This window comes from Dietzia timorensis (assembly GCF_001659785.1).
GTDB lineage: Bacteria > Actinomycetota > Actinomycetes > Mycobacteriales > Mycobacteriaceae > Dietzia > Dietzia timorensis.
The window spans coordinates 2996789-3010807 of record NZ_CP015961.1 but is presented as its reverse complement, the minus strand read 5'-3'; the positions used below and the strand labels follow the sequence as shown (position 1 = coordinate 3010807).

The window sequence follows — 14019 nt, the reverse complement described above, 5'->3', positions numbered from 1 at the left end:
AACCTTTGCGCAACGAACCCCCTGCCGGGTGCAGTAAATTCTGCCCCGGCAGGGGTTTCGTCGTTTCGAGAAGCGTGGACGCCGCCGTCACCGCGATGGCGGCGAGCGCTCAGTACTCCGGCGGGTCCGAGGCGGGGAAGGATTCCCGGCCCCACTCATCGGCCATGTCGTCATCGTGATCGTGTTTGACCTTGACCGCGGCCTCGTCGTCTGGGTCCGGTGTGGGTACGTGGTCTTTTTCTCCGGCGGTCATGATTCGCCTCCGCTGTGTTCGTTCAGCTCGACCTGCGCTGATGGTTAAAGCGTAGCCCCGATGTCAATGGTCGCGGCGCACCCACGGCACAGCGACAACGCGAAGAACCTCAGCCCGGCGGTATCGGCGCGTGCAACGTGCGGTGGTGCGGGGCGAAACCGAGCTCGGACCAGAGCGCGAGTCCGGCGGAGTTGCGGCGGAACACGTGCAGGTGCGCAGACAAGGCGCCCTGGCCCCGCGCCCATTCGGCGAGCGCGATGACGACATCCTTCGCCAGCCCGCGGCGGCGGAAAGCCGGCGTAGTCTCCACACAAGAAATCCCGAGCGTGGCCGGTCCGGAGTCCGCTGCGGACAGGCTGCCGCGCGCGATCGCGGCGAGCTCGCCGTCGATGAGTAGGTGCGCGAAGCGCACGCCGTCGGTGTGCGCGGCGAGCGTCGGCGCCACACGTTCGCGACTGTGCATCGCCGTGCCGTGATAGGCGGCGAGGAATCCGTCGGATGGGGAATCGGTGAGCTCGATCCTCGCGCCCGGCGGGAGAGCGCCCGTAGTAGCAGAGGAGCCACCGCCCGCAGCAGCCTCCGCCGGCACGAGCGCATCGAGCGCCGCCGTGCGCACCTCGAGTTCGCCGGATCCGGCGGCCTCCATCGCGGAGGCGGCGTCCGACGTCAGACGCGAACCGTCCACGAGCAGCTGATCCGCGGCCACGAGGCGGCGCGGCAGCTCGACCCACGCGGGCAGTTCGCGCGCGGCGTACCACGCGGCGACCTCGCGGAGGTCGGTGTCGACGGCCCACGGTTGCACGGGCACCGCGGCGCCGTGGCGGTAGGACCACGAGTCCCCGGCGCGGCACATCCAGCCGCCGACGATCTCGGTCTCCGTGCCCGGCCAGCCGCGGGCGGCAGCCCAGGTCAGCGCCCGGATATCGCGCACGAGTACCGGTCGCGGCGGAAGAACCTTGAGCACCGCGATGTCCTCGGATGCGATCGTCACCTCGGCGCCGGACCCCGACTTGGGTTGCACCCGCAGCGGTTCGAGCCCCACGACCTCGCCGAGCACATCGGTGTACAGGTGGGAGGTCTCGCCGCCCTGAAGGTGCCGGCGGACCATCACGCGCGCGCCGACGCGCAGCTCGCGCCCGGCATTCCAGCGGGAGTGCTCAGTCATTCGCGAACGGGTCGGGGTCGGTCGCCGGGTCCCAGCTCAGGCCGGGTACGCCCCAACCATTGTCGCGAATCGCGCGCTTGGCGGCCTTCTTGTGGCGCCCGACGAGCACGTCCGTGTACAGCAAGCCGTCGAGGTGGCCGACCTCGTGCTGCAGGCAGCGCGCGAAAAAGCCGTACCCCTCGACCGAGACCTCCTCGCCGTTCTCGTCGATCCCCGTGACCCGCGCCCACCACGCGCGCCCGGTCGGGAAATTCTCGCCCGGCACCGACAGGCAGCCCTCGTAATCGTTATCCGGGTCCGGCATGGTCTCCGGGATCTCGGAGGTTTCCAGCACCGGATTGATGACGGCGCCGGACCGGTTGATGAAGCCGCGCGCGTCGAGCTCCGCCTTGGACAGCACCGAACCGTCGGCGGTGTCCATGTCGGGGCAGTCGTAGACGAAGACGCGCTGGGCGACGCCGATCTGGTTCGCGGCCAGGCCCACCCCGTTGGAGGCGGCGAGCGTGTCGAACATGTCCGTGAGCAGCTCGGCCAGGTCCGCCACCGACGCGGTGGTCGGCGGGATGGGCGAGTGGAGAACGGGCTCACCGGCAATCACGATCGGGCGTATCGACATGGGCGAAACTTTACCCCGCCCGCCCGGGGTTCATGCCACCCGAGCACCGACCGCAAACCCGCATTCGGGCACGCTGAGGACTTTCCCCGGGTACTTACAAGCGTGTAACTTGGTGGGATATCAGATGTCGCTTCGATGGCTTAGGAGGCTCGATGAGCGCACCCACACAGCAGCGCGCAGAGCAGGGCGCGGCGGAGTTGTCCGAGCGGGACATCGCGATGCTCGACTTCGAGCGACAGTGGTGGCGCTTCGCCGGGTCGAAGGACGAGGCGATCCGCGCGAAGTTCGATATGAACGCCACGCGCTACTTCCAGCTCCTCAACACCCTCCTCGATTCTTCGGCGGCGCTGGAACACGATCCGCTGCTCGTCAAGCGTTTGCGCAGGCTCAGGGACTCGAGGCAGAAGGCACGCGCGGGACGCTCCACCGGAATGCGGTTCGATTAGCTTAGTGTTCGGGTAGGTGTTTGAAGTCAGCTCGCCGCCCCCGCGCCGTTCCGTCCGTGGCGTATCTATCGGCCAGCTGCCACATGGCCGACCACCATGTGCGAAGGAACGAGAGAGGACACGATGAGCGACCCTCGTTACCCAGGCGAGTTCGATCCGCGGGGCCATGACCCGAACGAGTACGGCGACCCGAACAACTACGGCGACCCGAACGAGTACGCCGGCCACCACGCGCGCAGCGAGGGCCCGGGATACGACGCCTACGACGGCTACCAGCCCAATCGCCCCACCGAGGGCACCTACGGCCCCGAGGACGCGGCCGGCTGGGACACTCCCGCCGGCGATCCCTCGGTCGAGCCGTCGGAGGACGCCGACGAGCTCGCCAGCGGCGTCCCCTACCGGGCGATAGCGATGGTGCTGCTCACCCTCGTGGTCATCGCCATCGCGATCGGCCTCGTCCAGCTCTTCACCGGCTCGGACGACGACGAGGCGGCCGAACCCGCCACCCAATCCGTGGTCGAATCGCCGTCTGACGCCGGAGGTGCCGATTCCGCCGAGGGGTCCGCGCCCGGCGGCAGCGACGGACAGCAGCCCGGCGGGTCCGGCCAGCAAGGCGGCGCAGGCGCCGAGGCGCCTGCGGACGGGGCTCAGAATGGGCAGGACGGTGCCGCGGCGGGCGAGAACGGCGCGGACTCCGCCGACGGTAACAGCGCCGGCGCCGGCGAGGTCCCGGTCCGCGTCTACAACAACTCGACGATCTCCGGTCTCGCCGACGACGTCGCCGGCACCCTGCGCGGTAGCGGTGCCGACGTGCAGGAGGTCGGCAACTACTCCGAGGGCAACGTTCCGACCTCGGGAGTGTATTACGGCGAGGGCGAAGGCGAACGGGCCGAGGCCGAGCGGATCGCCGGCGAGCTCGGTATCGAGGCGCGGCCGCGCTTCGAGGGGCTCGGCGGGGCGACTCCGGGCATCATCGTCATCGTCACCCAGGACATGCAGGGCCGCTAGGCTCCTCCGGCCACCCCGATCCGCAGGGGGCGCTACTGTGCCCAGTTCCGTGCCGCGGGGGCTCGGCCGATAAGATGGCCGTAAGCCCACTGTAAGAGACCTACCAGGAGCGCCTCATGGCTTCGCGTTTTTCGACTTCCACCCGCGTGGCAATCGCCGCGCCCGCACTCGTGCTGGCCGCGGCCCTGGCCGCCTGCCACCCACCGAACGAGAAGCCGTCCGAGAACACGGGCGAGTACACGTTGCCGTCGTACTCGGAGCCCGCTCCGGCCGAGGACGCCCATGGCGAGGAAGGCCACGGCGAGGCGGAGTCGGACGAGTCCCCGGTTACCGTCACGGTCACCGAGCAGCCGGGCGCCGAGGGCGCCGGGGCAGAGGGAGCCGAGCAGCCGATGGGCGGCATGCAGCAGCAGGTGCCGGGGCAGGAAGGCGCGCAGGGCGCGGTGCCCGGCGCGGCCGGTGGGCAGCAGGCCCAGGTTCCTGCCGCACAGTAGCGAACCAACAAGCCGGGGAGTCCGCGAGAAATTCTCGCAGGCTCCCCGGCTTTTTCGTGGCCGAGAGCGTCCTGGAGCGCAGCGCTCAGGCTCAGGCGTCCTCGAGGGGATCGGACTTATCCCGGCGTACCTGTCCTGATTCGTGGTAGGCGACGTTGGAGACGCGGTTGGCCACGACCGGTGCGGTGATGATCGCGAAGAGCCCCGCGAGTAGGAACACACCCACCTCCAGCGGCTTCTGCAGGCGCAGCGCGGCGCCCGCGAGCACGGCGACGAGGCCGAGCACCTGCGGCTTCGCCGCCGGGTGCATGCGCGTGAGCGAGTCCTTGAACCGGACGAGCCCGACGCCGGCGGCGAGGGTGAGGATGCAGCCGAAGAGGATCAGCAGCACGCCGATGACCGAGAAAATGTCACTGACCATTCTTTTCCCCCTCTGACTTCTTCGTCGCGCTCGGCATGGAGTGGGCGGCGGCCTGCCCCGCGGCCGAGCCGGTCTCGACGGCGCTGTGACCGACGGGCACGACGTTGCTGTCCGGAACCCGGAAACGCGCGACGGATACCGAGCCGAGGAAGCCGATGAGCGCGAGTACGAGCACCACCGGGATCGGCGTGGTGTCGAGGGTCCACGCGATGTACAGAGCGACGCCGCACTGCGCGGTCGCCGAGATCGTGTCGAGACTCATCACCCTGTCGATACTGTTCGGGCCGATCGCCATGCGGAACATGGTGAGCAACAGCGACACACTGAGCACGCCGGCGCAAATGTAGAGCACTACCAGTTCGAACGTTTCCATGGTCGCTACCGCACCTCCGAGTTGGTTTCGAATTCGGCACCGTCCACGAGCCACTCGTCCTTGATCGCCGGGGCCACGGGAGTCGTCCGCCGGGCCTGTTCGAGGTGCTGTAGGTTCTCGCGCGGCTCGAAGGCGCGTACGTACCGCCACTCGATCGCGGCAATCGACTTGTAGAACTTCTCGACGTCTTTCTGCGAACCGGCCTCGAAGACGTGCATGATGACCTGCCGGTTTCGCTCGTCGATGCGCACGACGATGCCGCCGGGGATGATGTTGAGCGTATTGACCGCGAGCGAGAGAACGAAGTCCGATTCGAGGCGCATCGGCGCGACGAGAAGCGCGGCGGTGGGCTTGCGCCATGGGCTCAGCGACACCCACGCCACCTCGACCGAGGAGATCGTCACCTGGCCGAGCACGTAGAGCACCAGCCGGATGGCGTCGAACAGGTGAAGCGTGCCGATCACCTTGCGCCGGGGAAGCGGGAACACGACCATCACGATAAGTGCGATACCGAACCCGGCGACCCATGTGCCGAGGCTCGTCGGGTCGCCCCACAGCAGTACCCACGCGAACGCCAGCCAGCAGCCTGTCGCCACGCGTAGTCCGAGTCCTTTGAAGTCGCGCATTACCGGCCTGCCTCGGCCCTGTCGGCGGGACGTTCGGCGTCGACGGCATTGCTGCCGCGCGTGGTGTCGCGCCCGGCCTCGGAGGCATCGGGGCCGACGGCGTCGACGTAGTCGGTGCTGCGAAGGCTCTGCGCCGCGCGGTCGGTGACGTCGAGCAGCGGTCCGGCGGCGAACGTCATCACCAGCGAGACGCCGATGAGCCCGATGGTCGGCGCGACCATCGTGAACGGCATGCGGCCGGGCGATTCGCGCTCTTCCTGCTCGACACGGTCCTTCGCCGGAAGCAGCGATACCGGGAACGCGTCGACCGCGCCTTCGGGCGAATCGGCGCTGGGCCGCCAGAACGCCTTGGACCACACGCGCACCATGACATAGAGCGTGAGCAGCGAGGTGATCACCGAGCCGGCGATAAGCGTCCAGGCGAGCACGGAACCATCCTGCGCCCCTGCCTGGATGACGGCGAGCTTGCCGATGAACCCGGTGAACGGCGGAATTCCGCCGAGGTTCAGCGCGGGCACGAGGAACATCACCGCGAGGAAGGGGCTGGCCATGGCCAGTGACCCGAGGGTGCGCAGGGACGAGCTGCCCGCCTGCCGCTCGATGAGCCCGACGATGAGGAACATCGAGGTCTGCACGAGAATGTGGTGCGCGACGTAGTAGATTGCCGCCGACAGTCCCAGCTCCGAGGACAGTGCCACGCCGAACGTCATGTAACCGATGTGGCTGACCAGCGTGAACGACAAAATACGTTTGATGTCCGACTGGGCGATGGCGCCGAGAATGCCCACGAGCATCGTGAGCAGCGAGGCGACCATGAGCACGGCGTCCATCGTGCCGCCTGGGAAGACGACCGAGTGGATGCGGATGATCGCGTACACGCCGACCTTGGTGAGCAGGCCGGCGAACACCGCGGTGACGGGCGCGGGCGCGGTGGGGTAGGAGTCCGGCAGCCACGAGGACAGAGGGAAGATCGCGGCCTTGATGCCGAACGCGACGAGGAACACGGCGAAGATCGCGTTGCGCACGCCGTCACCCACATCGCCCATGCGCATGCCGATATCGGCGATGTTGAGCGTGCCGACCGCGGCGTAGGTGAGTGCGATGGCGACGAGGAAGATCATCGACGACACCATCGACACGACCGTGTACGAGACGCCGGCGCGCACGCGCGCCTGGGACGCGCCGAGCGTGAGCAGCACGTACGAGGCGGCCAGCAGGATCTCGAAGCCGACGTACAGGTTGAAGATGTCGCCGGCGATGAAGGCGTTGTTGAGGCCCGCCGCGAGCACCAGATAGGTCGGCAGGAAGATCGAGACCGGCTGTTCCTTGCTGCCGTCGCGGATGCCCTGGCCGACGGCATAGATGATCACCGACAGCAGCACGAGCTGCGAGACGAGCAGCATGAATGCCGACAGCCTGTCGACCACCAGCGAGATGCCGAACGGCGATTCCCAGCCTCCGACCTGTACGACGCCGACGTCGTAGGTGTCGGCGAGCATGAGCAGGCCGAACGCCATCACCGTCGTGAGCGTCAGCGTGAGCAGCGTGATCGTGTTCTGCAGCGTGCTGCGCCGCGAGACGATGAGGCACAGTGCCGCCGCGAGAAGCGGCGCGAGGAACATCGCCGGGATCAGGATCGGGAAGAGATCGGGGGAGAGCGTCATCTACTTCGTGCCTCCCTCGTTCTTGTCCTCTTCGGCTTCCTTCGCCTCGCGTTTGGCCTGCGCGTCGAAGTCGTCGATCGAGTCGGAGTACTCGAGCTGATCGCCAAGTTCGGTCGGTTCACCGGTGAGCGGGTCGTCCGAGCGGTCGCGGTCGGGCGCCGAGGACATGTCCTTCGGCGAGCGCGAGGCGACCTTGGTGTCCTCGGGGTCGTCCTCGACCTCGTCGTCGGTGGTGAACTGGTACGAGCGGTACATCAGCGTGAGCAGGAACGCGACGACTCCGGCGGTGATCACGATCGCCGTGAGGATCAGCGCTTGCACGACCGTGTCGACGTCGCCGGCCCCCTCGATGTTGCCGCGACCGAGGATCGGCGGATTGCCGGGAGGTCCGCCCATCGCGATGAGTAGCAGGTTGATGCCGTTGCTCAGCAACATCAACCCGAGAATCACGCGCAGCAGCGTGCGGTCGAGGATAAGGAAGACGCCTCCGGCGGACAACACGCCGCACAGTAGGAGAATGCCGAAATCTGCAGTCATCTACCGGTCTCCCTTCTGTCCTGCGTCGTTGCCGGTCGTTTCGTTGCCCGATGACGTCGGACCCGACGGGTTCTCCGCGGCGACCGGCATTTCGTGCAGGTGGACAGGCGGCGCCTTCTGGGAGACGGCGTTCTTGTCGTCGTCGAGCAGCGAGAAGCGGCCGAGCGGCAGCGAACCGGACTTCGACATGCGGCGCCGGGACAGGCGCTCGCGCAGCTCGGTGACGTCCCGGGCATCGAGTTCGAGGCGAGCACCGAGCGAGCGCAGGATGTCGAGCACGAGCCCGACGACCACGAGGTAGATGCCCACGTCGAAGATGAGCGCGCTGTGGAACTTCACGTCCCCGAACACCGGCAGCGTCGTCTCGAACACGGCCGAACTCAGCGGCGGCGCGCCGAAGAAGATCGACACGGCTGCGGCGCCCGCCGAGATCATCAGCCCCGCTCCGAGGAGCCGGCCCGCGTCGAACGGGATCGTCTCGCCGAGCTCGTAGCGGCCGCCGGCGAGGTAGCGCAGCAGCAGCGCGAGGCCGGCGACGAGGCCACCGGCGAAGCCGCCGCCGGGGTTGTTGTGTCCAGCGAAGAAGAAGAACAGTGAGAGCACCATCATCGTCGGGAACACCACGCGGGTGGTGGCCTCGAGCACGAGCGAGCGCGCCTCCGGATCGCGCACCGACGCCCCGCGAAGGAAGCCGCCGAGGTGGTCGGTGCCGTGCTTGCGGGCGGCGCCGAGCGCGCGGCGCCCGGACCGGGTCTTCGCGGCGTCCGCGAGGCGTGGGCCCGAGCCGTAGCGGCCGATACGGAACACGAGCGAGGCGACGCCGGTCGCGGCGACGATGAGCACCGTGATCTCGCCGAGCGTGTCCCACGCGCGGATGTCGACGAGGGTGACGTTGACCGCGTTCTTACCGTCTCCGAGGAGGTAGGCGATCTCCGGGAAGCGTAGCCCGATCGGGTCAGCCACGCGCGCGTTGGAGGCGTATGCACCGATGATCATGACCGTGACGCCGACGCCGATCGCGACCCAGGCGCGGGTGCGGATGAATCCGCTCATCTTCGCCATGTTCGGCGGGAGCGTGCGCAGCACGAGCACGAACACGACCATCATGAGCGTCTCGACGAGCACCTGCGTGACGGCGAGGTCCGGGGCGCCGTGGAAGGCGAAGATCGCGCCGACCGCGAAGCCGGTGACGGAAACGCACACGACCGCGGCGAGGCGGTTGTGCAGCACGCATGCGGCGAGCACGGCGATCGTGACGGGGATGATGAGCGCGTAGATCACCGGCGCCGCAGCGAGCTCGACCCTCAGCCCCTCGCGGGTGCCGATGAGCAGCGCCAGCATGGGGAACACGACGAACGTCGTCATGATGATGATGATGTTGAGCGGCAGCGAACCGCGCTGGATGAACGCGGTGAGCCGCAGCGAGGCCTTGTCGCCGAGGCGGAGGACCTCGTCGTAGATGCGGTCGGCGTTACCGAGCGCCGGCTTGTTGAACTGGAGGCGCTCGACGGTCCGCTGGGTGACGTAGAGAACAACGCCGAGCAGGTACACCACGGCGGTGAAGAGCAGCGGGAGGGTGAACCCGTGCCACAGCCCGAGGTGGTACGGGTGGTCCGAGGTCCACTGCGAGCCGGGCGGGAATGCGACGTCGACGAACTGCTCGAACAGCGCCTCCAGCGGCGCCGAGTACAGGCCGAAGGCGAGCCCGCCGAGCGCGAGGATCGCCGGCACCGAGAGGAATCCGAGCGACGGTGTGTGCGCCGAGGACACCGCAGGGGAGCGGCCGAAGCTGTGGTTTGCCTTGCTGCGCAGCGCGCCCATGACCAGGCGAGCCGAGTAGGCGAAGGTGAGCACGGAGCCGATGACGAGGACACCGGTGATGACCGGTCCCGGCATGCCGTGCAGGCGGGGGTCGGAGAGCACCGTGGCGAACGCGGCCTCCTTGCCGACGAAGCCGACGAACGGCGGCAGGCCCGCCATCGAGGCGGCGGCGAGCACGAAGAAGGTCGAGAACGCGGGCCAACGGCGGCCGAGACCGGACAGGTGGCGGATGTCGCGGGTGCCGGTCTCGTGGTCGATGATGCCGACCGACATGAATAGCGCCGACTTGAACAGCGAATGCGCGACGAGCATCGTGAGGCCGGCGAGCATGGTGTCGCGGGAGCCGATGCCCACGAGAATCATGAGGAAACCGAGCTGGGAGACGGTGCCGAACGCGAGGATCAGCTTGAGGTCGTACTCGCGCAGGCTGCGCCAGCCCGCCATGAGCAGGGTGACGGTGCCGAGGCCGATGAGGACGATCTGCCACGTCGGCGACCCCGAGAGCCCAGGCGACAGGCGCGCGACGAGGAAGATGCCCGCCTTGACCATCGCCGCCGAATGCAGGTAGGCGGAGACCGGCGTGGGTGCGGCCATGGCGCCGGGAAGCCAGAAGTGGAAGGGTGCGATGGCCGATTTGGTGACCGCGCCGAGGATGACGAGAAGGAGCGCGACGCGCACGGCCGTCCCGGAGGGTTCGGCTGCCACGACGTCACTGAGGAGATATGAGCCGACCGTTTCGCCGAGGATGACGACGCCGACCAGCATGGCCAAACCGCCGAGCGTGGTGACGAGCAGTGCCTGCGTCGCGGCGCGGCGGGAGGTCGCGCGCTCGGCGTAGTGGCCGACGAGCAGGAACGACAGGACCGAGGTCAGTTCCCAGAAGATGTACATGACCAGCATGTCGTCGGACACGACGAGGCCGAACATGACGAACGCGAACGCCGTGAGCTGGCCGGCGAAGAGGTGCAGGCGCGGTTCGTCGTCGGAAAAATAGAAGGTGCAGTAGAACAACACGAGCGCGCCGACACCGAGCGCGATGAGCGCCATGAGCATCGACAGGGCATCCATGCGCAGCGTGAGTGTGAGCGACAGGGATTCGACCCAGTTGTAGCTCACCTCGGGTTCTGTTCCCCATTGCGTGAGCACCCAGACCGCGCCGGCCGCGGGCACGAGCGCGATGATCGGAAACGCTTTGCGGCCCAGAAAGCGCGTGAGCGGAACCGCTAGAAACGAAGCAATGAAGAGGGACCCAAGAACATAAAGCACCTTCTGCCCTCCGAACGAAGTTTCGATTGCTGACGAAATGAAACCTCCGTCAGTATAGCGAAACGACGTTATCCGCCTGCGCCCGGAAGGTGCGATAATCAACCCGAAAACTTAGCCTGAGCACGCTAAATAAAACTGACTAGGAGTTTTGCTCCATGCACGGTTCCCTGCATGGTTCCCGTGCGCGTTCAGTACAGCCGCGCGACCGCCGACAGCATCGCCTTCACGGACGCTTCGGCACTGTTTTCGCCGAGGCCGATCGCCCAAGCACCCTCGGGGTTGCCGCCGGTGGTGCAATAGAGCATCGTCGCCCACGTGGATCCGCGGTGGTGCTGGTGGAAACGCTCGATCTCGATGCCGTAGCCCAGGCCGTGCAGCATTTCGCTGCATGCGGCGATCGCGCCGGAGGCGGTGGCCTGCGCACGGACCGCGGAAGCGTCGGAGCAGGTGGTGCTGAAGATCGCCTCGAAGTGGTGCTCGCCGCGGCCGAGCGCGCGGTCGTTCCAGTCGCGCAGCCGCAGCGGACCGTTCTCCGGGGCGTAGGTGGAGCAGAAGGTGCGCCAGGTCATGCCCGCCGATTCCGCGGCAAATGCCGGCGGCAGCGGGCGCTCGAAACGCCTGGTGTAGGGGTGTATGCGACGTTCGGTGGTGGTGCGCGATGACGCCGGGGAATGCGATTCCGCCTGGGCGGCGGTGAAAGTGCGGGTGAACTGTTCCATCGATCTGAAGTCTTCCTCGTGGAGCGGGAGCCTTTGGGGCTTCGACCGACATACGACGAGGAGACGCGAGCGAGGTGTCGGTCCTAGTGCTGGACCTCGCTGCGTCTGCCTACGAGGAGGATGGAAAAGCGCATGGTTCGAAACTAGCCCTCGTGTGGATGGAAGGCAATACTTTCGGACGCGGCATTCCGCATTGTGGGATCTGTGAGGGTCCGGGGAGTCGGTCGTCCGGCTAGTCCCCGGACCGGGAATCGGCGTAGGTACGCAGGGACTCGACCTGCGCGGGATCGAGCGACGGGCGGACCGACGAGCGTGCGGCGGTGATGTCGGAGCCGGTGACCTCGGCGGCGTCGAGATCGCGGCGCATCGCCGTCATCGCCGCCTCGCGCAGCAGTGCGGCGCAATCGGCGGCCGAGTAGCCGTCGAGATCCGCGGCGAGCGCGTCGAGGTCGACGGATTCGGCGAGCGGCACGTCGCGTCCGGCGGTGCGCAGGATGTCCCCGCGCGCGTCTGCGTCCGGCGGCGGAACGAACACCAGGCGCTCGAGGCGGCCGGGGCGCAGCAGCGCCGGGTCGATGAGCTCGGGACGGTTGGTGGCGCCGAGTACCGCGACGTTGGTGAGCGGCTCTGCGCCGTCGAGTTCGGTGAGCAGCGACGCGACGACACGGTCGCCAACACCGGAGTCCGAGGACTGCCCGCGGCGCGGGGCGAGGGCGTCGACCTCGTCGAGGAAGATGAGCGACGGCGCCGAATCGCGGGCGCGCTGGAACAGCTCGCGCACCGCTTTCTCCGAGGAGCCGACCCACTTGTCCATGAGCTCGGCGCCCTTGACGATATGCGCCGTGAGCTGCCCGGACGCGGCGAGGGCGCGGACGAGGAAGGTCTTGCCGCAGCCCGGCGGACCGTAGAGCAGCACCCCGCGTGGCGGCTCGATGCCGAGGCGCTGGAAGGACTCGGGGTGCTGGAGCGGCCACAGCACGGACTCTGTGAGCGCCTGGCGGGTCTCGACCATATCGCCGACGTCGTCGAGGGTGATCGAGCCGAGCGAGACCTCCTCCATGCCCGACCGCGACATCGGTCGGATAACGCGCAGCGCGCCGTCGAGATCGTCCTGTTCGATGCGCGGGTCGGTGTCTTCGCCGGCGCGGCCCGCGGCCCGCATCCCGGCCTCGCGGCACAGCGCTCGCAGGTCCCCGGCGACGTAGCCCGGGGTGCGCGCGGCGATGGATTCGAAATCCAGCTCGCCCTGCGGGACGTCCGCGAGCAGCGATTCGAGGATGCCCTCGCGCGCGGAGGCGTCGGGGAGCGGCAGGTCGAGAACGCGGTCGCAGAGATCGGGCGCGCGCAGGCGGGAGTCGGCGGACTCGGCGGTCACGGCCGTGACCACGAGAGCGGCGCCCGGGGCCGCGGCGACATCGCGCAACTCGGAGAGGATGAGCGTGGCCACGGGCTCCGGAGTGGCCGGCAGCAACGCGTCCACGTCGTTGATGAGCAGTACGCCGCCGCCGGAGCGCACCTCCGCGGCTAGCGCCTGCACGGCCTCGAGCCGTTGTTCGGCCGACAGCGAACCGGTGAGCGGCCCGTCGAGCGCCACGCACGGACGGTCTCCGCAGACGCTTCGCACGACTGTCGCCTTTCCGACACCCGCCGGACCGGTCACCATGACGCCGAGGTGCGCCGCCGCCCCGAGAGTCTGCAAGAGTTCGGGCCTGTCGAGGGCGAGGCGTAGCCATCCCTCGAGCGTCTCGGCCTGCTCGGCGACCCCGACGAGGCGGTCGCGGTCGACGCGCTCGATCTCGGTGCGCGCGAGGTCCGCGATCGAGGAGGACGCAGTGGACGAGGCGGACGGAGAGGCGGCCGCCGCGGACCGCGACCGCGTGGCGCTTCCCGTCGACGAGGTCCGGGAGGACCGGGGGCCGGTGGATGTGGCGTCCGACGTCATGGGCGACGTGCTCGAACCGGCGGGGGACGGGGACGCCGCCGGCGCCGCGGCATCGGAGACCCAGCGCACGGCGGTCGATGGGCGGATGGACACGGAACCGGCCGGCTCGGTGGCGGTGACGGTGATGAGCTGCGAGGACCACGCGGCGCCGAGGTAGTTCGACAGGGTGCGCGTGGTGTCGCCTGTGGGGAAGGAGGGGCCGAGGTCGCGCGGCATGAGGGTGAGCGAGTCGCCGACGCGGGCAACCTTGCCGAGCAGCGCCGAGCGCAGCACGCGCTCGGTGACCGTGGCCTGGGCCAGGCGCGGGCCGTCGACGATGACCTCGGTGGCGCCGATGACCTCGGCGGGACGCACCACGACGCGGCTGTCGTCGGTGAGCCCGCAGTTCGCGGCGACGACCTCGTCGACGATGCACAGGGCCTGCGAGGTATCCATCGGCGAGGCCGCGGCGACAGCGGCGGTGGTGCGTGCGCCGACGAGCTCGAGCGCGTCCCACTGGCGCATCCCCAGGGCGGTGAGGACTTCGGGGTGGAGGCGGACGATGCCGCGCCGCGCGTCGGAGGCCGACGCGAGCACGCGCAGGGTCAGGGTCAGCTCGGCGGAGTCAGTCACACGTTTCAGCGTAATGGAGCGGCGGGGTGGGCCGCTCGGGGCCGGGCTGGGGTGAC

14 protein-coding genes are annotated in these 14019 nt (G+C 68.6%); 3 read left to right on the top strand and 11 right to left on the bottom strand.

Annotated elements, in window-relative coordinates; translation table 11 throughout:
- Positions 1 to 109 precede the first annotated feature (109 nt).
- From BJL86_RS17450 to BJL86_RS13945, 3 genes are all read right to left on the bottom strand, one after another.
- The gene (locus BJL86_RS17450) at positions 110 to 253 is read right to left on the bottom strand and encodes a hypothetical protein (RefSeq protein ID WP_197487678.1); all 144 of its coding nucleotides are present in this window, start codon (positions 251 to 253) and stop codon (positions 110 to 112) included.
- Between the two features lie 109 nt (positions 254 to 362).
- Positions 363 to 1418 carry a GNAT family N-acetyltransferase gene (locus BJL86_RS13950; RefSeq protein ID WP_075845040.1) on the bottom strand — a complete coding sequence of 352 codons (1056 nt, stop codon included), beginning with the start codon at positions 1416 to 1418 and terminating at the stop codon, positions 363 to 365.
- Positions 1411 to 2034 carry a peptide deformylase gene (locus tag BJL86_RS13945; protein WP_067478668.1) on the bottom strand — a complete coding sequence of 208 codons (624 nt, stop codon included), beginning with the start codon at positions 2032 to 2034 and terminating at the stop codon, positions 1411 to 1413. The genes BJL86_RS13950 and BJL86_RS13945 overlap by 8 nt, the downstream gene beginning before the upstream one ends.
- A gap of 152 nt (positions 2035 to 2186) precedes the next feature.
- Here BJL86_RS13945 and BJL86_RS13940 point away from each other — a divergent pair, with 152 nt between their 5' ends.
- From BJL86_RS13940 to BJL86_RS17445, 3 genes are all read left to right on the top strand, one after another.
- The gene (locus BJL86_RS13940; RefSeq protein ID WP_067478665.1) at positions 2187 to 2480 is read left to right on the top strand and encodes a DUF3263 domain-containing protein; all 294 of its coding nucleotides are present in this window, start codon (positions 2187 to 2189) and stop codon (positions 2478 to 2480) included.
- 123 nt (positions 2481 to 2603) lie between these two features.
- Positions 2604 to 3488 carry a LytR C-terminal domain-containing protein gene (locus BJL86_RS13935; RefSeq protein WP_083657651.1) on the top strand — a complete coding sequence of 295 codons (885 nt, stop codon included), beginning with the start codon at positions 2604 to 2606 and terminating at the stop codon, positions 3486 to 3488.
- A gap of 116 nt (positions 3489 to 3604) precedes the next feature.
- A complete protein-coding gene (locus tag BJL86_RS17445) occupies positions 3605 to 3982 on the top strand; it encodes a hypothetical protein (protein ID WP_067478162.1) in 378 nt (125 codons plus the stop codon).
- A 91-nt stretch (positions 3983 to 4073) separates the two neighbouring features.
- Here BJL86_RS17445 and BJL86_RS17440 read toward each other — a convergent pair whose 3' ends face one another.
- The 8 genes from BJL86_RS17440 to BJL86_RS13890 form a co-directional block, all read right to left on the bottom strand.
- Positions 4074 to 4403, bottom strand: coding sequence for a cation:proton antiporter (locus tag BJL86_RS17440; protein WP_067478165.1), 330 nt, complete (start codon positions 4401 to 4403; stop codon positions 4074 to 4076).
- Positions 4393 to 4776, bottom strand: coding sequence for a monovalent cation/H+ antiporter complex subunit F (locus tag BJL86_RS13920; protein WP_067478167.1), 384 nt, complete (start codon positions 4774 to 4776; stop codon positions 4393 to 4395). The genes BJL86_RS17440 and BJL86_RS13920 overlap by 11 nt, the downstream gene beginning before the upstream one ends.
- A 5-nt stretch (positions 4777 to 4781) precedes the next feature.
- Positions 4782 to 5402 (bottom strand): Na+/H+ antiporter subunit E, encoded by a 621-nt coding sequence (locus tag BJL86_RS13915; protein ID WP_067478170.1) that lies wholly within the window; start codon positions 5400 to 5402, stop codon positions 4782 to 4784.
- A complete protein-coding gene (locus BJL86_RS13910; RefSeq protein WP_075845039.1) occupies positions 5402 to 7066 on the bottom strand; it encodes a Na+/H+ antiporter subunit D in 1665 nt (554 codons plus the stop codon). The genes BJL86_RS13915 and BJL86_RS13910 overlap by 1 nt, the downstream gene beginning before the upstream one ends.
- Positions 7067 to 7603, bottom strand: coding sequence for a Na(+)/H(+) antiporter subunit C (locus tag BJL86_RS13905; RefSeq protein WP_067478173.1), 537 nt, complete (start codon positions 7601 to 7603; stop codon positions 7067 to 7069). It abuts the gene before it with no gap.
- Complete coding sequence (locus BJL86_RS13900) at positions 7604 to 10690, bottom strand: Na+/H+ antiporter subunit A (RefSeq protein WP_083657650.1); 3087 nt, start codon at positions 10688 to 10690, stop codon at positions 7604 to 7606.
- A 188-nt stretch (positions 10691 to 10878) separates the two neighbouring features.
- Positions 10879 to 11409, bottom strand: coding sequence for a 2-isopropylmalate synthase (locus BJL86_RS13895; RefSeq protein WP_082908676.1), 531 nt, complete (start codon positions 11407 to 11409; stop codon positions 10879 to 10881).
- A 232-nt stretch (positions 11410 to 11641) separates the two neighbouring features.
- Positions 11642 to 13963 (bottom strand): AAA family ATPase, encoded by a 2322-nt coding sequence (locus BJL86_RS13890; protein ID WP_231887281.1) that lies wholly within the window; start codon positions 13961 to 13963, stop codon positions 11642 to 11644.
- Positions 13964 to 14019 lie beyond the last annotated feature (56 nt).